Here is a 22,160-nt window from a genome sequence, read left to right as displayed (position 1 = left end):
GGGAGTACCCGGAATAACTTTTCGGGCACTCCCTTTTTAGTAATTAAATATGTTTTAACAGTACATCCACGAATTTTTCCAAACCATCTTTATCTTCAGCAGTAAAACGTGCTTCAACCGGGCTGTCGATATCTAAAACACCTATAACGACACCATTTTTAATTAATGGAATAACGATTTCCGATTTTGATGCAGCGTCACAAGCAATATGGCCAGGGAAAGCGTGAACATCGTCTACAACCATTGTTTGCTCCTTAGCAACCGTTGTACCGCAAACACCGCGCCCGACAGGAATTCGTACACAAGCAGGCAAGCCTTGGAATGGTCCAAGCACTAATTCGCCTTCATTCATTAAATAGAATCCTACCCAGTTAATTTCTTTTAAAAAAGTATTTAATAAAGCTGAAGCGTTACTTAAGTTAGCGATTAAGTTATTTTCCCCTTCAAGCAATGCATCCAGCTGTTTAGATAGCTGTTCGTACTGGTCTGTTATTGAACCGTTATAAGTGATATTTCCAAACATAGAATCCTCCAATTAAAAAGTTATTTTTTTCAGTAATGTTTCATAATGCTGATGTAAATCCGCTACCGTATGGGCATCCGAGCCGAAAACAATTGGAATTTGTAAATTAATTGCCTGTTTCACAAATGGATAGGGCGGGTATGTCTCATTACAATACGGTTTACTTAGGCCAGCACTATTAAAATCAAGCTCATAATGGCTGTTCTGCATCATCTTTAATAGTTCATTTATGTCAGCTGCGTCATCGACCTGCTCATTGTGGGCAAGCTGAAATTTATGAATTAGTGTAGGATGTCCTATACGCTTAGGTTTGTATAAACCTAAATCCGCCAAAATCGACTTTTTCACGGTTTCGTAGTATAGCTTATACATAGGAAGAATGCCGCCAACCTTATTGGCAAATTGTAAATATACTTCTTGTGAAAAGTCAATACATACATATTCTTCTTGGAAATTCAAAAAGTGTACGGATAATATCGCATCATCCAATAATGGGCCGACTTCATCGAGAAATTGTTTTGTTTCATGTTCAAAGCCGACAATATAGTCGACCTCCAGCCCAATATTGATTTTAATTTGTGATTCGTACTGTTCTTTTGCGCACTGCAGTTGTTTAAAGTAATCCATCAAATAAGCAGGGTTCATTCCGCTATCCTTGTCAGGTGTTGGATCGACAAAGTTTTCAGGTAAAGGTGCATGCTCCGTAAATGTGATTTCTTTAAATCCGCTTGTTATCGCTTTTTCGACATATTTTTCTATCGAATCTGTAGAACCATGGGGACAAAAAGGTGTATGTATATGACCGTCTCGTTTCAATTGAATGACCTTCCTTCAAAAATATGGTATTTAAAAGTAAAAAAAGCTGGAAATAGTTAAACAAATATTAGAAAACATGTTATTATAAATAATACGTATATAGCTAAAATATTGATTTTATTTGGGATTAGGGGGCTTACAATGATAAAGTATATCATCATTGTTGTCGTCGTACTATTAGCATTATTAATGGCAGGCTTAGTAGTAAGACGCAAGCATAATGCAGAAATAGGACGATTAGATAAGGAAAAACTACAAATACAACATTACCCGATTTTTGAGGAGCTCGCAAAAGTAAAAGCCCTTAATATGAACGGTCAAACAGAAGAGCTTTTTGAAAACTGGCGTAATCGTTGGTTGGATGTTGTTGATAAGCAAATTCCGAAAATTGACGAATTATTGTTTGATGCAGAAGAATTTGTCGACCGATTTAAATTTAACAAAGCAACACATACAGAACGTGACATCGAGCAAGAGCTTGCAAAATGTGAGCAAGTACGTGTGCAGATTATTACAGAGCTGGATGAATTGATTGGCAGTGAAGAGAAAAACCGTATTGAAATCGAGCAGTTGAAAGAATATTACCGTTCTGCACGTAAGACGATTTTGGCACACCAGCATTCATTTGGTCCGGCTTTGGAAGCATTGGAAAAGAAGCTTGAGCAATTTATACCTAAGTTTGAAGAATTCGATGAGTTAACGAAAGACGGCAACTATTTGCAGGCACGTGAAATTGTTCTTCAGTTAAACAGTGAAGCACAGGAGATTTTCAGCTTACTAAATGATGTGCCGACATTGCTTACGGAAATTCAAACAAAAATTCCGACCGCAATTCATGAACTTCGTAATGGACAGCGTGAAATGGAAGAGCAAAAATATTATTTACGCCATTTAGAACTGACTGAATATTTGAATGGGCTTGAGAATGAACTGGAAATGTTAAAAGAGGCAATTGCTGAATTAAACTTACCGGCTGTATCACCACGAATTGAAACAATTAATGATGAAATCGACCATTTTTACAATTTGCTAGAAAAAGAAGTAATGGCAAGAAAGTATGTGGAACGCAACTGTTCCGGCATGTACAGTGTGATCAATGATGTAATGCGCCTTACAAAGGACATTAATGATGAAGTCGCGTATGTACAGCATAGCTACCGTTTGCAGGACAGAGAGGCGGAAATTCCTAAAGTGGGCTTAAAGCACTTGGAAGTTCTACAAAGACGCTATGAGTTGTTATCAACTCGTGTCCATGAAGAAAAGTCTGCCTACTCCAGCTTACAGGAAGAGCTAAAAGAAATTACTGATGAGATCGAGCAAATTGCTGAAGAACAGGAAAAGTTCTCTAACAAACTAAAAAATCTCCGTATCGATGAAAATAAAGCAAGAGCTGAATTGGAAACATTAAAGCGCTTATTGCAAGATACCGAACGCCTGCTTGGACGTGCCAATATTCCTGGAATACCGGAAGAAATGGATGCAAGATTAGAAGAGGCGGCAGAGCAGATTTTTGTTGTTGTACAAAGCTTACAGGAAGTGCCGTTGAATATTATCCAAGTAAATCAGCATTTACTAAATGCAAAGCAATCGATTGAAGAAACACATGAAAAAGCACAGGAAATGATAGAGAACGTATTAATTATTGAGCGTCTTATTCAGTTTGGAAACCGCTACAGAGCAACTAACCGACAAGTACATGAAAATTTACTTGAAGCTGAAGACGCATTCAAGAAATTCCGCTACATAAAAGCACTGGAAGATGCAGCAAAAGCGGTTGAAATTATCGATCCTAATGCGATTAAACGTATTGAGGAGCTCGTTCAGGAGCAGCTGCTTACAAAATAATAAGCATAACGGTTACATGTTGATCCATTTAGCGTTATAATAAATAAGCACATTTATGAGGTTGTGTTAATAGTCAATTTGACTATTAACACAACCTCTCTCTTTGGTAAGTGATGATTGCAGGCAACTCTGTAATGTTAATAGATTACGGAAAATTAGTTTTAATAAAGAAGGTTGAGTATAGATGATATATTTAGATAATAGTGCGACAACAAAACCGCACAAAGATGTCTTGGCTACATTTATGTTAGTAAATGAACAATATTACGCCAACCCTGCATCGATTCACCGTGCTGGAGTCGAGTCAAATGCTTTATTAACAAAAGCTCGTGAGCAATTGGCAAATATTCTTCATACAGACGAAAAGAATATTTTATTTACATCCGGAGGTACGGAATCGAATAATGCCGCGCTTTTTGGTCTTGCAAAATCTAGTAATTTTAGAGGCAAGCATATTATTACGACAGAAATAGAACATCCTTCGATATTGGAAGCGGTCAAGCGTTTGGAAGAGGAAGGTTATGAAATTGACTACTTGAAAGTAAACAAATATGGGGTCATTTCTTTAGAGGAATTACAGCAAAAGCTTCGCAAAGATACAATCATCGTGAGCATTATGCATGTAAACAATGAAATTGGAGCTGTTCAGCCAATTAAAGAAGCGGCACAAATCATTCATCGTACATGCCAGGCAATGTTTCATGTTGATGCGATTCAAAGTTTCGGAAAGCTGCCAGTCTTTTTTGATGGGGATAATGGTCCCGATGTCATTTCGATTTCAGGACATAAAATTCAAGGTTTAAAAGGGAGTGGCCTGTTGGCATTCCGTAAAAAACCTCAACTGAAAGCATTTATTGTTGGTGGTGGACAAGAGTTCGGATTAAGAAGTGGTACGGTTGCAGTACCGCAAGCTGTTTCATTGGCAAAAGCGGCCCGTTTAGCAGTAGAAGGAATGCCGGGGAATTTTAAGAACTTTAAAAAATGGTCTGCAGATCTCCATCATTTCTTTGAGCAATTTGGTCAGGAAGTATATGTCCTTTCGCCAAAAGATGGTGCACCGCATATTTTATCTTTCAGTGTTAGAGGACTTAAAGGTGAAATTTTAATAAATGCATTACAAAAACGTGATATTATCGTTTCAACATCAAGTGCATGTTCGTCAAAACAAACGAAAACAAGCCATGTTGTGGAAGCATTGAATATCGATAGTCGCTTTAAAAACGGTGTCCTTCGTTTAAGTTTAGGCGCAATTAATACTGACGAAGATATTGCTTCATTCAAAAAGCAATTTACAATCGTAATGAAAGAATTAAAAGGAGAAATAATGCAATGATTTTTAAGGAAATATTAGTTCGCTATGGTGAATTATCAACAAAAGGTCGAAACAAAAAAGATTTTATCAGCCGTTTACGCGATAATGTCCGTTATTCATTTAATGATATTGCACCACTGAAAATTCGTGCAGAGCGTGACCGTATGTTTATTGAAGTTGAAAATAAAGAGAAATTTGATGTACTGATGGATCGTTTACCACATGTTTTCGGTATTCAATCAATCAGCCCTGTCGCTTCTTGTGAAAAAGATTTGGATGTAATGAAAGCTTTAGCCTTTGAAATTTTAGAAGACTATCGTGAAAAAGGTGATTTAACGTTTAAAGTTGAAGTACATCGTACAGATAAAACATTCCCATTAAACACACATGAATTACAGCGTGAAATGGGAGCTACAATTTTACCGAATTTCCCTAACTTTAAAGTACAGGTGAAAAATCCGGATTTCGCATTGCGAATTGAAGTTCGTGAAGATGCAATCTATATGATGGCGCAAGTAATTCAAGGTGCTGGAGGAATGCCGATTGGATCAAATGGACGATCGCTGTTAATGCTTTCAGGCGGTATCGATAGTCCAGTTGCCGGTTACTTAATGATGAAACGTGGCGTTCGACTGGATGCGATTCATTTCTTCAGTCCTCCGTATACAAGCGATAATGCTTTACAGAAAGTTAAAGAACTTGCAAATGAACTAACAAAATTCGGTGCAAATATTCGCCTGCATGTTATTCCGTTTACAGAACTGCAAGTAGCAGTAAAAGATGCAGTCCCAGACAATATGTCAATGACATCAACACGTCGTATGATGATGAAAATAGCCGATAAAGTGCGTGAAGAAGTTGGCGCATTAGGTATTGTAACAGGTGAAAGCCTAGGACAAGTCGCTTCACAAACATTGGAAAGCCTAACTGCAATTAATGATGTGACAAATACACCAATTTTACGTCCGCTAATTTCAGCAGATAAAAATGACATTATCAAAATCGCAAAAGATATTGGCACATACGAAACATCAATCCAGCCATTTGAGGATTGCTGTACAATATTTACACCGTCTAGTCCAAAAACAAAACCGAAATTAGAAAAAGTTCAGCGTTTTGAAAGCTTTACGGAATTCGATGAATTAATTGATCGTGCCGTTAAAAACCGCGAAGTATATCAGTTCCCTCAGAAGGAAGTAAAAGAAGATAAATTCGCGGATTTACTATAATTTTTAGAAACTGATAATGATTTCCTAATGAAACTATAATTTACCTGTGTTTTTTATGTATTAATCTTTCCTCCCGGTGCATTCTAATGTCACAAGGAGGTGAGAGACAGATGGCAAACAACAACAGCTCAAACAAATTACGTGTACCTGGTGCACAACAAGCTTTAGACCAAATGAAATACGAAATCGCACAAGAATTTGGCGTACAATTAGGTCCTGACGCATCATCTCGTGCAAACGGTTCTGTAGGTGGCGAAATTACGAAACGCCTAGTACAGATGGCAGAGCAGCAATTACGCGGCAACCAAAACCAATAATCCGTTTTTAAAAAAGGAGCGCTACTTTTAAAGTAGCGTTTCTTTTTATTTTGGTAACAAATATTTTTTGTTATGCAATAAAAAGTGGCGGAATATTTTGATATTAACGAGAAGGATTATTATACTAATAAGGTAAGGCTCATTTTTTTTAAACAAAGGGGAGTATTAAAAATGAATGAAAATCAATTAGTTGCACCGGAAATTTATAATATTGTGAATGAATTTGAAAAACACGATAATAAAGAATCGAAAACAGCGTTAATTTTTCAAGAAGAAAATGGACACCAAGAGCGTTATACATACGAAGAGTTACTACAAAGAGCAAATCAGGCAGCGAATGCCTTTTATGCACAAGGACTAAAAAAAGGTGATGTCATTTTAATTATGCTGCCTCGCTGTTTAGAAGCATATGTTTCTTATATTGGGGCATTAAAAGCAGGATTGGTCATTATTCCAAGTTCGGAGTTGCTGCGAGCTAAAGATATTGATTATCGACTAAATCATTCTGAGGCTAAGGCGATTATCGTGATGGAACAATTCGTAAATGAATTTGAACATGTAGAAAATTTAGCGAATGTAGAATGCTTTATTGTCGGAAAAGAAAAAGCAGGATGGACTTCATTAATGGCGCTTGCAGAGCAACAGTCAAACGAGTTCGATTCTGTTGAGACGACAGCACATGATCTTGCTTTTTTAGCCTATACATCAGGCACAACAGGAAATCCTAAAGCTGTAATGCACTCACATGGCTGGGGATATGCACATTTACGTACAACGGCTGCGGAGTGGCTTGGCGTACGTGATGGTGATACGGTATGGGCAACTGCAGCTCCAGGATGGCAAAAATGGATTTGGAGTCCGTTTCTTGCTGTATTAGGCAGTGGTGCAACAGGATTTGTATATAAAGGGAAGTTTGACCCTAAACAGTTTTTACATTTAATAGAGCAGCAACACATCAATGTGCTTTGCTGTACACCGACAGAATATCGAATGATGGCGAAGTTAGATCAGTTAAATACATTTAATTTAACTTCATTGCGCAGCGCTGTCTCGGCAGGTGAGCCATTAAACCGTGAAGTAATTGAAACGTTCGAACGTGAACATCAGTTAACTGTCCGTGATGGCTATGGCCAAACAGAAAATACATTATTGATCGGAACATTGTTAAACATGGAATTGCGTCCCGGCTCCATGGGGAAACCGACTCCGGGAAATATCATTGATTTAATCAATGAAGATGGTGAGCCTGTCCCGGCAGGTGAAGTTGGTGATATCGCAGTACACAAATCGACACCTGCACTATTTAAAGGGTATTATAAAGATCCTGAACGTACAGCGATTCAATATCGCGGGGATTGGTATGTAACAGGCGACCGAGCGATAAAGGATGAAGACGGCTATTTCTGGTTTGAAGGCCGTAATGATGACATTATTATTTCATCAGGTTATACAATTGGGCCGTTTGAAGTTGAGGATGCTTTAACGAAGCACCCTGCTGTACAGGAATGTGCTGTTGTTGCAAGTCCGGATGAAATTCGAGGTAATGTTGTAAAAGCATTTGTCGTCCTTAAAGATGTTACATTAAAAGAAAGCCCAACAATTGTAGAAGATCTGCAAAATCATGTAAAACAGCTGACAGCACCATATAAATATCCTCGAATTATAGAGTTTTTAGATGAATTACCTAAAACAATTTCAGGGAAAATCCGTCGTGTTGAATTGCGTGTAAAGTAAGGGAAATACCATTGCTCGACAAATATTTCCCGGGTAATGAATAAAAGGTGGCGAAATTTGCCGCCTTTTTTTCTGCCAGTATTCATGTTTAAACCGAGCTTAATTAATAGAAATGAGGCTTCGCCAATTGATAAAACCTAAAGTATGGTTGCTTAATCAAGTGGGATTATGTCAAAATCGCTGTAGGAAATGGTTTTCGATGAAACTTTTTGTAAAATAGTTTCGTACATATATTGAGGAGGCGTGAAAATGAATACAAAACGAGTTGTGGCACTCATTATTGCTGCCGTATTATTATTTTTCTCTATTGGGATCAATACGATTATTTCGATTTTCAAGACCGATTTCTTTACTAGTATCGACAATTTGATGGGTACGGAATCGCTCACATACGAAAGCGTAGTGGAAACGGGAGACTTAACGAATCGAATTGCGCATTTAACGGTAGATGGCGTAATTCAGGATGTAGGAGAACCAAGCATTTGGGAAACTGTTGATTACAACCACCAGCAGTTTATGGAACAATTGGATGCTGTACTTGAAGACGATACAATTAAAGGGGTTGTATTATCTGTAAACACTCCAGGTGGCGGTGTCATTGAATCAGAGGAAATTTACCAAAAACTATTGAAAATAAAAGAGGAAAAACAAATCCCGATTTATGTATCAATGGGATCAATGGCTGCTTCCGGAGGTTATTATATTTCAGCACCAGCAGATAAGATTTTTGCACAACGAGAAACAATTACCGGTTCAATCGGTGTGATTATGCAATCGATTAATTATGGGAAATTAGCCGAAAATTTCGGTGTCGAGTTTGAAACAATCAAATCAGGCGAACATAAAGACATGTTTGGCGGTGTACGACCTTCTACAAAAGAGGAACTTGCGATGCTGCAGGAAATGATTGATGAATCATATGAGCATTTTGTCGATATTATCGAAGCTGGGCGTAATATGTCTGAAGCGCAAGTGAAGAAAGTGGCGGATGGCCGTGTATTAGGCGGTACTCAGGCACTGCGAGCAGGGTTGGTGGATGAAATTGGAAATGAAGAAGCGACAATTAATGCATTACGTAAAGATTTCGGATTGGAAGATGCAGAGCTGTTTGAATATACAATGGATACATCAAGCTGGGGTTCTTTATTAGGTGTAAAACTAGGTTCTATGTTACGACCATCTGCTGAGTCTGAAGTATTGTCCAAAATTATTTCAACGACAAATTCACCTCGTATGATGTATTTATATGGTGACTACTAATAGGAGGGATTACGATGACTGACATAATCGAAGTAGTGGATGAAGCATCTGTCGTAAAGCCGCCTTCTATTAAACAAAAAACAGCCGGCTTCTGGATGCGCTTCTGGGCATTTCTGTTGGATTCAATTGTAATAAGTGCCATTATCGGCGTCTCGATTAGGCCGGTATTTGCATTGATGAATTGGAGTGTTGCCAGCGATGCGTGGTACGCGCCGATGACAATTCTTTCGGGAATTATTTTCTACGCTTATTTTGTGCTCATGACAAAATTTTTCAAGCAAACCATAGGGAAAATGACGTTTGGTATAAAGGTTGAAAAAGATGACGGGGAAGCGCTGGATTGGATGACCGTGCTATTTCGTGAAGGGGTAGGTCGATTTATCAACGGCACATTATTATACTTGCCGTATTTAATCGTAGCCTTTTCACCGAACAATAAAAGTATTGCCGATTATTTTGCGGATACGGTCGTTGTTCATGAAAATATTTATACAAAAGATGTTTGAAAATGAATAGAAGGGGAAATAATTTACTATCGACACCTTCTAAGCAAGAGAAGAGCTGTTTTGTAAGATTCGTCTTATAAAAACAGCTCTTTTCTTTTTCTCTTCTTTATTTAATGAATATAAGCTCAGTTAGTTGCAATTGCTAAATCTTTTTTAGTAATATTAGGGAATATAAAGGAGGCGTTTAATATGGCACAAGTAACATTTAAAAACAGTCCAGTAACACTAATCGGTAATGAGGTAAAAGTTGGTGATCAAGCACCGGACTTTACAGTGGTTGCAAACGATTTATCAGAAGTAACTTTAAAAGATTCTGAAGGTAAAATTCGATTATTCTCAGTTGTTCCTTCATTGGATACAGGTGTTTGTGATAAGCAAACTCGTACATTTAACGAAGCGGCGGCTAACTTAGGTGACAATGTTGTAATTTATACAGTGTCAATGGATTTACCATTTGCTCAAAAACGTTGGTGTGGAGCTGCGGGTATCGATAATGTTGTAACAGTATCAGACCACCGCGATGCATCATTCGGTGAAGCATATGGCGTACATATGAAAGAATTACGCCTTTTAGCACGTTCAATTTTTGTTGTTGATGAAACTGGCAAAGTTGCTTATGTGGAATATGTTCCAGAAGGTACAGACCACCCGAACTATGATGCTGCAATCGAAGCAGTAAAAGCTCTTGCAAAATAATTTCGTTTTGAACGATTTTGTTGTAAAGTAATTACATGTATAATTAACACCCACTCAATGATCATTGAGTGGGTTGTTCATTTAGTGGATATGTCGCAATTCGGCGAGAAATCCAAATGAATGGAATGGGGGAGCTAGTTGAATGGAAAAGTTTGAACAAATTTTCAAATATATTAATGACAATGCAGAAAATCTCGCAGCGCAGCAGGATCACGATTATTTGGAAGCGTTACTGCAAACACTGGAAGATACACTGGACGGGAAATTTGAGTGGCAAGTAGAAGGTGCAACGAAGGAAGATATGCGTAAAGCAATCCAAATTGCGATTTTAAAAGGGATGCGTAAAAGTGCGCAGCCGAACCACCAAATGACCCCGGATACTCTGGGGCTGATTGTAAGCCATTTTGTAGAGCAGTGTTTTGACCAGGAATTATCGGATGGGACGATTTCTATTGTGGACCCGGCACTCGGTACAGGGAATCTACTCTTTACGGTCATGAATGCGCTGGAAGGGAAAGTGGCTGCTTCAGGAGTGGAAGTCGATGATTTATTAATTCGGCTGGCGGCAGCAACAGGCGATCTGATCGAACAACCTGTTACACTATTCCGTCAAGATGCCCTTGAAAAACTGTTAGTGGATCCGGTCGATGCGGTAGTTTGCGACTTGCCTGTAGGATATTATCCGAATGAAGAAGTAGCACTTGACTACGAATTATGCGCGGCAGAGGGAATGAGCTACGCACACCATTTGTTTATCGAGCAATCTTTAAATTATACAAAAGAAGGTGGATTTGGATTTTTCCTCATTCCGGCAAACTTATTCGAATCAGATCAGGCAAAACAGCTTCACCAGTATATTAAAGGACATGCATGGATTCAGGCGGTCATCCAATTGCCGGAAAACCTGTTTTCATCAAAAGCACATGAGAAAAGTATTTTAATCTTACAAAAGCAAAGTGAGCAGTTAAAAGCACCGCGTGAGGTTTTATTGGCAAAAGTACCAAATATGTCAAACCGTGATGCGCTGGCTATGTTCTTTGAAAAAGTCAGCATGTGGAAAGAAAGTAATAATCAGAAACGATAGATGATAAATGATAAATGCCATCGACTCATATTGAGAAGATGGCATTTTGTATTTTGCTAATTTAAATCACTCTGGAGTACGGATAACTAATACGTCACATGTAGCTGAACGTACGATTGCTTCTGACACAGAACCAATCAGAAAACGTTCAACAGCATTTAAACCAGTTGCGCCACAAATAATTAAATCTGCTTCTACAACTTTTGAAAGATCTTTTGTAATAATATTTTTAGGAGAGCCATATTCAATAATCAGGTTAACGTTTTCAACGCCTTCTGCTTCAGCTTGTTTTTTGTAGCCGTTTAACAATTCCTCAGAATGTTGTTGAGCACGCTCAGCAATTGAACGGTCATACGCTTCTATAGCTGCGAAAGAACGTGTATCGATAACATTTACTAGGTTGATTGTTGCACCTTCATTACGTTTTGCCACATCGATTGATTTGCGGAATGCATATTCTGCTTCTTTTGAGCCGTCTACTGCTACTACAATACTTTTATAATGGTTTGCCATTTTCCATACCTCCTAATTATCTATAACTATATTATACCAAATAATTTTCCGAAGAACATACTTCCTACGATGAAATATAAGTGAAATACAATAACTTCCATGAATTAGTCACAATTTTTTTGTTTATGGTTAATAATATACTTTCGCTATCATAAAATATTTTCCACAACTAAATAATATAGGATTCTTTACAGTTGAAAGACATAATTAAAGAGTCTTTTTTCGGAATAGAATTTACATTCAAAATTATCTACTAATTTACTGTTAAAATTGGTAAAATGGATTTGATTTATGTTAAGCATATTTCTAAGTGATAGTTAAAGGGAGGAATTAGATTGAAAATAGGGGTACCGAAAGAGATAAAGAACAACGAAAATCGAGTTGCAATGACTCCTGCAGGGGTATTGTCATTAATCGCAAATGGTCATGAAGTATATATCGAAACAGGTGCAGGATTAGGTTCTGCATTTACGGATCAGGACTATATTGACGCAGGTGCCCATATTGTGCAAACAGCAGCTGAAGCATGGGCAGGAGAAATGGTTCTAAAAGTAAAAGAGCCTGTGCAAAGTGAATACAAGTATTTCCGTGAAGGGTTAATATTATTTACGTACTTACATTTAGCACCTGAGCCTGAGTTGACTAAAGCTTTACTTGAAAATCGCGTAATCGGTATTGCCTATGAAACAGTTCAATTATCAAACGGTTCTTTACCATTATTAACACCGATGAGTGAAGTAGCAGGTAAAATGGCAACACAAATCGGCGCACATTATTTAGAAAAGCTGCCAGGCGGTAAAGGCATCTTGCTTGGTGGTGTATCAGGCGTTCCTCGCAGTAAAGTAACTGTAATTGGCGGTGGTATTGCCGGAACGAATGCAGCTAAAGTAGCAGTCGGGATGGGAGCAGACGTTACGATTATCGATTTGAATCCTGAACGATTACGTCAGCTAGATGATTTGTTCGGGCGTGATGTTCAAACATTAATTTCCAATCCGTATAATATTGCAGATGCTGTTCGTTCTGCTGATTTAGTAATCGGCTCAGTGCTTATTCCAGGAGCGAAGGCACCAAAATTAGTTACTGAGGAAATGATCCAATCGATGTCACCAGGATCTGTTGTTGTTGATATTGCAATAGACCAAGGCGGCTGTTTCGCAACATCAGAAAAAGTAACAACGCATGACAATCCTACATTTGTGAAACATGGTGTCGTGCACTATACAGTGGCAAATATGCCAGGTGCGGTTCCACGTACATCGACAATCGCATTAACAAATAATACGGTACCTTATGCATTACAAATTGCGAATAAAGGCTTTTTACGTGCATGCCTGGACAACTTGGCATTAAAACGCGGTGTCAATACACTAGAGGGTAAAGTTGTATACCGTGCAGTAGCAGACGCACAGGGGCTGCCATATGCAGAAGTGGAAGATGTATTAGGAGCACTGACAGGATTAAATTAATAAATATTTTACAGCAAAAAACCGCTACGGTTGACGAAACCAAGTGTAGCGGTTTTTTTGTAGGGTGATTTTTATTTAACTGAGATTAATTCAGTTGTAATATTACCTTCAAAATCGGTGATGCGGATAATACCGTGATCTTTTGCCAAGTAGATTTTCGAGCCATTTGGATACTTTAAGACGACTACATTATTGAAAGTTCCTGCTTTAGTTTTAACTGTTGCACTTGTGCTTTCAACATAAACCGGAGTTGTCTCAGTATTGCCGTCATATGAATAATCCGTATCGGAAATTGTTGTCTTTTCTTTCATCGGATAGCTTAATGAGAAGAAAAATATATCTGAATAGGCAACACCTAATGAAAGCTGCTTCTGATTTTCAATATACGTATAGCCGATATAATCATCTTCCAATAATTCTACGGAGTTATCAATCGATTCATTTTTAGAAGCAGTATATGTTTTTGGTCCTGCATCTTCAAATGATGGTTTATACGTATAACTACGATTTACTTTTGGCAAAAACCCTGTATTCGATACAGGAGCTTTTTCTTTTACCGCTTTGTTGGGTGCTGCAATATTTGAAATGACTTGATTATTGGCCTTAACCGCTGGACTTGCTTCGGCTTCCGTATTCCATTCAATTTGACTTATCGGCATCAGTGTAAGCACAATTATAAGTAGCGTTGTAAAAGACCATTTTTTCATAATGCACCACTTCCTTTCGGTTATTATTAAATAATTAATATCCTATTCCTCATTTTTGCTTATCGAAAACAAGTTAAAAACTGTAAAGTGGAAAATAAAAAGCGAGCAACCCTATAAAAAGGGCCACTCGCTTAGTATATGCAAATTTAATAGTTTCTATACAATCAAATTAACTAATATATTATAAAATTACAAGTTCTTTAGTGAATGATGTAAGTATTTCTACACCATCTTTTGTTACAACTACATCATCTTCGATACGAACACCTGCAACATCCGTTTTATAAATGCCGGGTTCGATTGTAAATACTGTACCTTCATTTAGAACAAATTCATTGGCACCGTTGATTGACGGGAATTCGTGTACAGAAATACCCAGTCCGTGACCTAAACGGTGTGTGAAGTATTGTCCATACCCTGCATCTGTAATAACATCGCGGGCAATTTTATCCAAGTCCATTGCGCGTACTCCTGGTTTAACAGCGTCAATTGCTGCTTCGTTTGAGCGGCGGACAGCATTGTAAATTTCAATCTGCTCGTCATTTGGCTGGCCGAATGCTACTGTTCGCGTAATATCTGAACAATACCCCTCGTAAATAACACCTAGGTCAAATAAGATCAGGTCACCTTTTTTAACTTTACGATTTCCAGGTGTACCATGAGGGGAAGCTGCTTTTTCTCCTGCCAATACCATTGTATCGAAGCTCATTGCATAGCCTTTTGCCTTAATTGCCGATTCAATTGTATTTAAAATTTCCATTTCTGTTACGCCTTCTGCAATTGCATCACAGCCTACTTGAATGGCATAGTCTGCTAACTGGGCAGCTTTACGTAATTTTTCAAGTTCCGTTTCATCTTTTGAAATTCGAAGCGCGTTAATTTTTTCATCAATGTTTACAAACTTCAGTTGTTCATAACGTTCTTGGATTGCTTCCAAACGCTCAACCGTTAAATGCGATTTCTCGATAGCCAATGTATCAAATGCAACGTTGCGACCCGTGACAGTTTTTGCAACGACATCCCAGGCGTTTTCTGTATCTTCATGTCCGACAACATCGAAAGCCCATCCTGCAGCGACTGCATCCGGTACTTCCATCTTCGGACAAATTAAAAATGGATCTGCATCCTTAAATACCATGACTCCAAGTAACCGTTCATGTGGCTCACTTCTAAAACCGGAAAAGTAAAAGACATTGTCAGGTGTTGTTATAAAAGCAGCATCCCAATCATTTTCAGTTAAATGAATTTGTAATTGTTTCAATTTCGACATTGTATAAACTCCTTTGTTATTCAATAAATGAATTCTCGGTATAAGCATATCAAAAAAAGGAGAATTATGCATAAATATCGAATAATACAAGGAAGGTTATTTTAGGAGGTATGTTAGATGCAGATTTCATTTCACGGACATTCCGTTGTAAAGGTTGTGACAAATGGAACAACGATTTTAATTGATCCTTTCATAAATGGAAATGGACAAACAGATTTAAAGGTTGAAAATGAAAAACCGGATGTCATTTTACTGACGCATGGACATAATGATCATGTTGGGGATACTGTTCAATTGGCAAAAACGCATGATGCACTGGTAGTTGCGCCAAATGAGCTTGCGGACTATTTAGGCTGGCAAGGATGCAGAGTCCACAATATGCATATTGGTGGTTCCCGTCAATTTGATTTCGGAAAAGTGAAATTTACTCAGGCGTTCCATGGCTCTTCATACGTAACGGAAAACAAAGAAATTATCTATATGGGAATGCCTGCCGGAATTTTATTTACGGCAGAAGGGAAAACAATTTACCATGCAGGTGATACTGCATTGTTTGGTGATATGGAGTTAATCGGGAAGCGTCATCCAATTGACATCGCCTTTTTACCGATTGGCGACAATTTTACAATGGGACCTGAAGATGCAGCTTATGCAGTTTCATTATTAAAACCAAAAGTTGTTGTGCCGGTTCATTACAATACATTCCCGCCCATCCAGCAAGACCCTGCCGACTTTGCGAAACTTGTTAAAGGCGCAGAAGTCCAAGTATTGCAGCCAGGGGAATTTGTGAAATTCTAATTTCCGGCTGACCGCATATCAATTGTAAAATGCATACTTAACACTTAAACTGCCCAGCACTCTATTTGTTGGGCAGTTTGTCTTATTTATTCCTTTAGCTTTTTCTTACATTTATAAGCAATTATACGGGTATATGTATTGAAAATAGTATAATTGCGCTGTTTAAATATGGTACACTAAAGACATAAATGAATGATGAGAAATAGGTGATGTAATTGTCAACGAAACACGAGAAGATTTTACAATACATTGAATCACTACCAGTTGGCGATAAAATTTCGGTTCGTCAAATTGCAAAGGAAATGCAAGTGAGTGAAGGGACAGCTTACCGAGCGATTAAAGAAGCTGAAAACCGACGTCTTGTAAGTTCAATCGAACGTGTAGGAACGATTCGTATTGAAAAGAAAAAGAAAGAAAATATTGAACGCTTAACATTTGCTGAAATTGTAAATATTATAGATGGACAAGTTTTAGGTGGAAAGTCAGGTCTCCATAAAACATTGACGAAATTTGTAATTGGTGCGATGAAGCTTGATGATATGATGCGCTATACTGATGCAGGGAGTCTGCTCATTGTCGGTAACCGGACACAGGCACATGAATACGCATTGAAAACAGGGGCTGCTGTATTAATTACAGGCGGATTTGATACTACTGAATCCAATAAAGAGCTGGCCGACGAATTGGACTTGCCGATTATTTCAACATCGTATGATACATTTACAGTTGCAACAATGATCAACCGCGCCATCTATGATCAGCTGATTAAAAAAGACATATTACTGATTGAAGATGTATATGTCCCGATGGAAGATACGGCTGTATTAAAAAATAATGATACAATTGCAGATTTCCATAGACAGAACCGTCGTACGACACATGGTGCTTTCCCTGTAGTAACAGGCCAAAACAGGCTTGTCGGCATGATTACGAGTAAAGACGTAATCGGGAAGGAAGAATCAGAGCCGATTGATAAGGTTATGACGAAGAACCCGATTGCTGCTTCGATGAAAACGAGTGTCGCTTCAGCAGGTCACCGAATGATTTGGGAAGGAATCGACTTGCTCCCTGTCATTGATGAGGAAGGCTTATTAAAAGGGGTTATCAGTCGCCAGGACGTATTAAAGGCGATTCAATTAGCACAGCGACAACCTCAGCATGGCGAAACAATTGATGATTTAGTAAAAAATGAAATGCGCGTCATGGGTGAAGAGGACATTGAAGTGGAATTTACGGTTACACCACAAATGACAAACCAGTTTGGTGCGATTTCATACGGTGCGTTTACAATCCTGTTATCAGAAGTTGGTGCATTTGCATTAAAGCGACGTAAGCGCGGGGAAGCAGTAGTGGAAAATATGAATATTTACTTCATCAAGCCAGTTCAGATGGAAAGCGTTTTAACGGTCCGTCCTAGAATTTTGGACATGTCCCGTAAGTTCGTGAAAATGGATTTTGAAGTATATAGTGCGACAAATCTCGTAGGAAAAGCGATGATGACATTCCAGCTGTTAGAACGATAAAAAAAGGGTCTTGCTGAAAGTGAGGCACTTTCGACAGACCCCGTTCTTTTACCTGTTTAGTTCGTATTCCTCTTTTATGTATCGGCCTTCATGCTGCATGCGTTTATAGTTATTCACACCTAAACCTGCACCAATGATAAGGAAAATAGCTGCAACCGCAAACCCGAGAATATCCGGATACAGAATCGTTGCATTCAGACCAAAGAAGACGAGAAATGCGGCAAGCGCAACCCCGGCTTTCGCAGTATACCATTTACGACGGATTGGTAATGTCGAACGGAACTGCTTTGTTTTGAAATAAAAATAAAATACGAGTGATGCTATAATACAGGCAACAAACAGAAAATTTAAATAGACCATATTGAACCTCCTAATAGCTAAACTACTAAATATTGTAACGATTTTTAGTGGAAAATGATATAGGTATTCAATATGCACGAGGAGGAAATGTATTGAAACATGAAATTATTGACAAAATTAAACAATATGAAACAATTGTACTGCATCGCCATGTACGACCGGATCCGGATGCGTACGGTTCACAAATAGGGTTGGCTGAGTTAATACGGGCAAATTATCCTGAGAAAGCAGTTTACACGGTTGGTGAGCATGATCATTCACTATCATTCATGGCATCTCCGGAGCAAATTGAAGATTCGCAGTTTAAAGATGCACTGATTATTGTGACCGATACTGCGAATACAGAACGTATTGATGATCAGCGCTATATGAATGGCGACTTTCTTATTAAAATCGACCACCATCCGAATGATGATGCTTATGGTGATTTATTATGGGTGGATACGGATGCTAGTTCATGCAGTGAAATGATATATGACCTTTATGAAGAAGGCAAAGTGTATGCAGACTGGAAGATGTCCGATGAAGCGGCACGCCTGTTATTCGCGGGAATTGTCGGTGATACTGGGCGATTCTTATACCCAAGTGCGGGTCCGAAAACATTTGAAACAGCAGGACACCTTGTACAATATAATTTCGACCGTAATGAAGTATTTGATGGTATGTACGAAATGGAACGCAAACTATTAAACCTTCAAGGTTATATATACCAGCATTTTGAAATGGATGAAAACGGTGCGGCATCGATTAAATTGCCTGCAACTATTTTACAGCAATTTGATGCTACTCCTTCTGAAACATCCCTATTAGTCAGTTCATTGGGCAATGTAAAGAATATCCGTGCATGGGTGATGTTCATCGAGGATAATGATACAATCCGCGTTCGTATCCGTTCGAAAGGTCCGGTTATTAACGGCCTGGCGAAAAAATATAATGGCGGCGGGCATCCGCTGGCATCTGGTGCTACAGCATATTCATGGGAAGAGGCAGATCAAGTAATTGAAGATTTAAAGGTCATTTGCAGTGAATATAAATAATATGATGGAGGGATGATGGGTGACTGTATATCCGCAAGTACGGACAAGTGCAGATTTATTGAAAAGTACAATTCGTATCGAAGAGCTCATCCCTTTTTTACATCAGCAAAAGGCAAAAAGCTGTGCAATTGTTAATACGAAATTGTACGGTCTTTTGCCTTTTTGGTTTGAAATGAAAAGGGCCGGTATTCATCCGGTAGCAGGGTTGACGATTCAGCTCGAATTGACGGAAGATCAATCGTTGCCGCTTGTTTTATATGCAAAAACAAACGAAGGTTATCGTAATTTGTTGAAAATCTCCAGCAGCATTTCCATTCGACCGGAGCAGACGATCCCGTTAAGGTGGCTGCTCGCATATGGAAAGGGAATTGCTTTTATGATTCCCGCGCTTGAACAGCAGGCTATATGGCTGCAACAGGAAGCCGAACCACTACTGGCAGAAATTGTTAAGGCCAATCCGCATGAAATATATATCGGGATTTCCCGTTTATCCGAAACAATAAGTTTTGAAAGTACGGCAGTGCAGCTCGCCGAAAAAAATGCTCTGCCGATTGTCGCAACACATGAAAGTCTGTTTTTTAATGAAGAGGACTTTTTTGCCTATGAAGTGGCACAGGCCATCCATACCGGGGTAAAGCTGAATGATGCTGAAGAAAGCAATAAACAGGAAAATCATTTACTGACAGCCGAACAATGGCGGCAAAAATTTCATGATCAGCAACAATGGCTCGTACAAATGGAAAAATTATTACTAAGCTGTCAAATTGAAATCAACACAAATCATGTTTATATGCCGAAGTTTCCTGTCGGAGAAGGTGAAACGGCGGAAAACTTGCTGCAGCAGCAAGTAGCGACTGGTTTACAGCGACGTTTAAATACGCACACATTGCCAAGCCAGTATGTTGAACGGATGAACTATGAGATGCATGTTATTCAGTCGATGGGCTATTCAGATTATTTTCTGATTGTTGCCGACTTTATACAGTTTGCCCGTGAAGCACAAATTTTAACGGGTCCTGGCCGTGGTTCTTCCGCGTCTTCTCTTGTCGCATTTGCACTCGAGATTACACAGGTGGATCCATTGCAATACGATTTACTGTTTGAACGTTTTTTAAATCCTGAGCGTATTACACTGCCGGATATCGATATCGACTTTTTAGATACGAGACGGAATGAAGTAATTCAATATGTTGCAAAAAAATACGGCAAACAATATGTCGCACAAATTATTACGTTCGGTACACTTTCTGCCAAGGCGGTTGCCCGGGATGTTGCCCGTATGTTTAATTTCGAAAGTGAAGCACTGGAAATGATTTCTAAGCTGATACCGAATAAGCCCGGTATTACACTGAAAGAAGCCTATGCAATGTCGGAAAACTTAAGGGCATGGGTTACAGCAGAGCCAATACGCCAAAAATGGTTTCAAACATCCCTTCGATTGGAAGGACTTCCAAGGAATGCGTCGACACACGCAGCAGGGGTTGTTTTAAGTCCTGTTCCATTAGTCGATGTCGTACCAATTGAAGAAGGCCATGACGGGATATTTTTAACACAGTGGCCGATGCAGGAAGTGGAGCAAAACGGACTATTAAAAATTGATTTTTTGGGACTCCGTAATTTGACGATACTAGAACAAATACGGAAGTCGATACAGTTTACCCATAATACTCAAATCAATTTTAATCAAATTCCGCTCAATGATGAGAAGACATTTGAGCTTTTACAAAATGGAGACACGAATGGCATTTTCCAGCTGGAGTCGGATGGCATGAAAAATGCACTCCGTGAAATTAAACCGACCCACTTTTTAGATATTGTTGCAGTCAATGCATTGTATCGACCAGGTCCGATGGAATTTATCCCAATGTATGCAAGAAGAAAGCATAAAAAAGAGCAGGTCATTATGCCACATCCGCATTTAACGTCGATTTTGGAAGAAACATACGGCGTTATTATTTATCAGGAGCAAATTATGCGCATTGCGAATGTGATGGCGGGCTTTTCTTTTGGACAAGCTGATTTGCTCCGTCGTGCTGTGAGTAAAAAGAAGCGGGATGTACTGGAACAGCAGCGGGCATCCTTCGTAAAAGGTGCTATAATAAAGGGCTATACACAGGAGACAGCCGAAGAAGTATATGCATTAATTGTCCGGTTCGCCGATTATGGCTTCCCGAAAAGCCATGCCGTTGCCTATAGTGTTATTTCCTATCACATGGCGTACTTGAAAGCCCATTATCCGGTCAATTTTTACGCTGCCCTCCTGACGAATGCAACGGGGAATCCGGAAAAGCTTTCGCAAATTTTAATGGAGGCAAAAGCAAAGGGCATCGAAATTCTGCCGCCGTCAATTAATCGAAGTATGCGTCACTTTAAAGTGGAAAGCGGGAAAATAAGGTTTAGTTTGTCTGCGATTAAAGGTGTGCCGCAGCCGTTTATGCAAAAACTGTTATGCGCGCGTGAAGAAAGACAAAAGCCGTTTGATTCTATATTTGATTTGGCAGTGACATTGACGACAGCGAATTTCAACAGAAAAACTATCGAACCGCTCATTAAAGCAGGTGCACTTGATGAATTCGGGAAGGATCGTGCAACATTACTCGCAACAATCGAAGGTGCACAAAAACAAGCCGATTTCGTACGACCTGGCGGGGATGACTTGTTTGAAGGGGCATTACTCGCATTTGGCAAACCGAAATATAGTGAAACATCGCCAATACCTGAGAAAGTCAAGCTGCAATACGAAAAGGATGTGCTCGGTTTTTATTTATCAGACCATCCGATTGTAAAATTACGAAGCCATTTTCCTGAAGTAACGGCAACTGTTCAAACATTGGCGCAACATAAAGACAATGCATTTGTAAAAATGATCGGTCAAGTCAGGGAAATGCGCCAGCTCCGCACAAAGCGCGGTGAATTGATGGCATTTGTACAAATGGAAGATGAGTATGGAACAGTATCCTTAACCTTGTTCCCGAAAGAATATGAACAAGTTGTCGGGAAAATCCGAGAAGAAGGATTGCTTTATATAGAGGGCTTTTACGAGCACCGATTTAATAAACAACAAATAAAAGTTAAACAGATTATTATAAAATAAATAGCAATAAAGAGCGCTTTCTAATAGCTTTAGAGGCGCTCTTTTTATATGGGTTCAGCTAAATTTA

General features: G+C 38.9%; 20 protein-coding genes. 14 read left to right on the top strand and 6 right to left on the bottom strand.

Going from position 1 to position 22,160, the window contains the following annotated elements; all coding sequences use genetic code 11:
• Positions 1-43 precede the first annotated feature (43 nt).
• Both MHH44_RS15160 and hisJ read right to left on the bottom strand, forming a co-directional pair.
• On the bottom strand, positions 44-523 hold the full coding sequence (locus MHH44_RS15160; protein WP_008407799.1) for a GAF domain-containing protein: 480 nt from the start codon (positions 521-523) through the stop codon (positions 44-46).
• Between the two features lie 12 nt (positions 524-535).
• A complete protein-coding gene (hisJ, locus tag MHH44_RS15155; protein ID WP_008407798.1) occupies positions 536-1,339 on the bottom strand; it encodes a histidinol-phosphatase HisJ in 804 nt (267 codons plus the stop codon).
• A 141-nt stretch (positions 1,340-1,480) separates the two neighbouring features.
• Here hisJ and ezrA point away from each other — a divergent pair, with 141 nt between their 5' ends.
• The 9 genes from ezrA (at position 1,481) to MHH44_RS15110 (ending at position 11,322) form a co-directional block, all read left to right on the top strand.
• The gene (ezrA, locus tag MHH44_RS15150; protein WP_340798969.1) at positions 1,481-3,184 is read left to right on the top strand and encodes a septation ring formation regulator EzrA; all 1,704 of its coding nucleotides are present in this window, start codon (positions 1,481-1,483) and stop codon (positions 3,182-3,184) included.
• Positions 3,185-3,368: 184 nt separating this feature from the next.
• Positions 3,369-4,517, top strand: coding sequence for a cysteine desulfurase family protein (locus tag MHH44_RS15145; protein ID WP_340798968.1), 1,149 nt, complete (start codon positions 3,369-3,371; stop codon positions 4,515-4,517).
• A complete protein-coding gene (gene thiI / locus MHH44_RS15140) occupies positions 4,514-5,725 on the top strand; it encodes a tRNA uracil 4-sulfurtransferase ThiI (RefSeq protein ID WP_340798967.1) in 1,212 nt (403 codons plus the stop codon). The genes MHH44_RS15145 and thiI overlap by 4 nt, the downstream gene beginning before the upstream one ends.
• Before the next feature lie 110 nt (positions 5,726-5,835).
• On the top strand, positions 5,836-6,042 hold the full coding sequence (locus MHH44_RS15135; RefSeq protein WP_008407794.1) for an alpha/beta-type small acid-soluble spore protein: 207 nt from the start codon (positions 5,836-5,838) through the stop codon (positions 6,040-6,042).
• Positions 6,043-6,213: 171 nt separating this feature from the next.
• Positions 6,214-7,776 carry an acyl-CoA synthetase MbcS gene (gene mbcS / locus MHH44_RS15130; RefSeq protein WP_340798966.1) on the top strand — a complete coding sequence of 521 codons (1,563 nt, stop codon included), beginning with the start codon at positions 6,214-6,216 and terminating at the stop codon, positions 7,774-7,776.
• Positions 7,777-8,025: 249 nt separating this feature from the next.
• Complete coding sequence (gene sppA / locus MHH44_RS15125) at positions 8,026-9,036, top strand: signal peptide peptidase SppA (RefSeq protein WP_008407790.1); 1,011 nt, start codon at positions 8,026-8,028, stop codon at positions 9,034-9,036.
• A gap of 14 nt (positions 9,037-9,050) precedes the next feature.
• A complete protein-coding gene (locus MHH44_RS15120; protein ID WP_340798965.1) occupies positions 9,051-9,542 on the top strand; it encodes an RDD family protein in 492 nt (163 codons plus the stop codon).
• A 189-nt stretch (positions 9,543-9,731) separates the two neighbouring features.
• Positions 9,732-10,238, top strand: coding sequence for a thiol peroxidase (tpx, locus tag MHH44_RS15115; RefSeq protein ID WP_008407787.1), 507 nt, complete (start codon positions 9,732-9,734; stop codon positions 10,236-10,238).
• A 142-nt stretch (positions 10,239-10,380) separates the two neighbouring features.
• Positions 10,381-11,322 carry a class I SAM-dependent methyltransferase gene (locus MHH44_RS15110; protein ID WP_340798964.1) on the top strand — a complete coding sequence of 314 codons (942 nt, stop codon included), beginning with the start codon at positions 10,381-10,383 and terminating at the stop codon, positions 11,320-11,322.
• Between the two features lie 66 nt (positions 11,323-11,388).
• Here MHH44_RS15110 and MHH44_RS15105 read toward each other — a convergent pair whose 3' ends face one another.
• The gene (locus MHH44_RS15105) at positions 11,389-11,835 is read right to left on the bottom strand and encodes a universal stress protein (protein WP_340798963.1); all 447 of its coding nucleotides are present in this window, start codon (positions 11,833-11,835) and stop codon (positions 11,389-11,391) included.
• Positions 11,836-12,170: 335 nt separating this feature from the next.
• Between MHH44_RS15105 and ald the strand changes: the two genes are divergently transcribed.
• Positions 12,171-13,304: an alanine dehydrogenase gene (ald, locus tag MHH44_RS15100; protein ID WP_340798962.1), complete on the top strand. Its 1,134-nt coding sequence runs from the start codon at positions 12,171-12,173 to the stop codon at positions 13,302-13,304.
• A 71-nt stretch (positions 13,305-13,375) separates the two neighbouring features.
• Here the strand turns inward: ald and MHH44_RS15095 are convergent, their stop codons facing one another.
• A complete protein-coding gene (locus MHH44_RS15095; RefSeq protein WP_340798961.1) occupies positions 13,376-14,011 on the bottom strand; it encodes a 5,10-methylene tetrahydromethanopterin reductase in 636 nt (211 codons plus the stop codon).
• 181 nt (positions 14,012-14,192) lie between these two features.
• Positions 14,193-15,281: a M24 family metallopeptidase gene (locus tag MHH44_RS15090; protein ID WP_340798960.1), complete on the bottom strand. Its 1,089-nt coding sequence runs from the start codon at positions 15,279-15,281 to the stop codon at positions 14,193-14,195.
• A 117-nt stretch (positions 15,282-15,398) separates the two neighbouring features.
• Between MHH44_RS15090 and MHH44_RS15085 the strand changes: the two genes are divergently transcribed.
• Together MHH44_RS15085 and MHH44_RS15080 are read left to right on the top strand one after the other, a co-directional pair.
• Positions 15,399-16,079, top strand: a complete 681-nt coding sequence (locus MHH44_RS15085; protein ID WP_340798959.1) for a metal-dependent hydrolase — start codon at positions 15,399-15,401, stop codon at positions 16,077-16,079.
• Positions 16,080-16,294: 215 nt separating this feature from the next.
• Entirely contained in the window at positions 16,295-17,602 is a 1,308-nt protein-coding gene (locus MHH44_RS15080; protein ID WP_340798958.1) for a DRTGG domain-containing protein, read from the top strand.
• Between the two features lie 48 nt (positions 17,603-17,650).
• Here the strand turns inward: MHH44_RS15080 and MHH44_RS15075 are convergent, their stop codons facing one another.
• Positions 17,651-17,962, bottom strand: a complete 312-nt coding sequence (locus MHH44_RS15075; RefSeq protein ID WP_340798957.1) for a YtpI family protein — start codon at positions 17,960-17,962, stop codon at positions 17,651-17,653.
• Positions 17,963-18,054: 92 nt separating this feature from the next.
• On the opposite strand from MHH44_RS15075, the gene MHH44_RS15070 reads away from it, so the two are divergent.
• Both MHH44_RS15070 and dnaE read left to right on the top strand, forming a co-directional pair.
• Positions 18,055-18,999: a DHH family phosphoesterase gene (locus tag MHH44_RS15070; RefSeq protein ID WP_340798956.1), complete on the top strand. Its 945-nt coding sequence runs from the start codon at positions 18,055-18,057 to the stop codon at positions 18,997-18,999.
• A gap of 19 nt (positions 19,000-19,018) precedes the next feature.
• Positions 19,019-22,093, top strand: a complete 3,075-nt coding sequence (dnaE, locus tag MHH44_RS15065) for a DNA polymerase III subunit alpha (protein WP_340798955.1) — start codon at positions 19,019-19,021, stop codon at positions 22,091-22,093.
• Positions 22,094-22,160: the final 67 nt, after the last annotated feature.

This window comes from Solibacillus sp. FSL K6-1126, assembly GCF_038003445.1.
Lineage (GTDB): Bacteria > Bacillota > Bacilli > Bacillales_A > Planococcaceae > Solibacillus > Solibacillus silvestris.
This window is presented reverse-complemented; position numbering and strand designations above follow the sequence as displayed.

Excerpts from the sequence above, each read along its gene's own strand:
- MHH44_RS15160 (WP_008407799.1), bottom strand. The coding sequence starts at position 523 with ATGTTTGGAAATATCACTTATAACGGTTCAATAACAGACCAGTACGAA.
- ezrA (WP_340798969.1), top strand. The coding sequence starts at position 1,481 with ATGATAAAGTATATCATCATTGTTGTCGTCGTACTATTAGCATTATTA.
- MHH44_RS15145 (WP_340798968.1), top strand. The coding sequence starts at position 3,369 with ATGATATATTTAGATAATAGTGCGACAACAAAACCGCACAAAGATGTC.
- thiI (WP_340798967.1), top strand. The coding sequence starts at position 4,514 with ATGATTTTTAAGGAAATATTAGTTCGCTATGGTGAATTATCAACAAAA.
- MHH44_RS15135 (WP_008407794.1), top strand. The coding sequence starts at position 5,836 with ATGGCAAACAACAACAGCTCAAACAAATTACGTGTACCTGGTGCACAA.
- mbcS (WP_340798966.1), top strand. The coding sequence starts at position 6,214 with ATGAATGAAAATCAATTAGTTGCACCGGAAATTTATAATATTGTGAAT.
- sppA (WP_008407790.1), top strand. The coding sequence starts at position 8,026 with ATGAATACAAAACGAGTTGTGGCACTCATTATTGCTGCCGTATTATTA.
- MHH44_RS15120 (WP_340798965.1), top strand. The coding sequence starts at position 9,051 with ATGACTGACATAATCGAAGTAGTGGATGAAGCATCTGTCGTAAAGCCG.
- tpx (WP_008407787.1), top strand. The coding sequence starts at position 9,732 with ATGGCACAAGTAACATTTAAAAACAGTCCAGTAACACTAATCGGTAAT.
- MHH44_RS15110 (WP_340798964.1), top strand. The coding sequence starts at position 10,381 with ATGGAAAAGTTTGAACAAATTTTCAAATATATTAATGACAATGCAGAA.
- MHH44_RS15105 (WP_340798963.1), bottom strand. The coding sequence starts at position 11,835 with ATGGCAAACCATTATAAAAGTATTGTAGTAGCAGTAGACGGCTCAAAA.
- MHH44_RS15095 (WP_340798961.1), bottom strand. The coding sequence starts at position 14,011 with ATGAAAAAATGGTCTTTTACAACGCTACTTATAATTGTGCTTACACTG.
- MHH44_RS15090 (WP_340798960.1), bottom strand. The coding sequence starts at position 15,281 with ATGTCGAAATTGAAACAATTACAAATTCATTTAACTGAAAATGATTGG.
- MHH44_RS15085 (WP_340798959.1), top strand. The coding sequence starts at position 15,399 with ATGCAGATTTCATTTCACGGACATTCCGTTGTAAAGGTTGTGACAAAT.
- MHH44_RS15075 (WP_340798957.1), bottom strand. The coding sequence starts at position 17,962 with ATGGTCTATTTAAATTTTCTGTTTGTTGCCTGTATTATAGCATCACTC.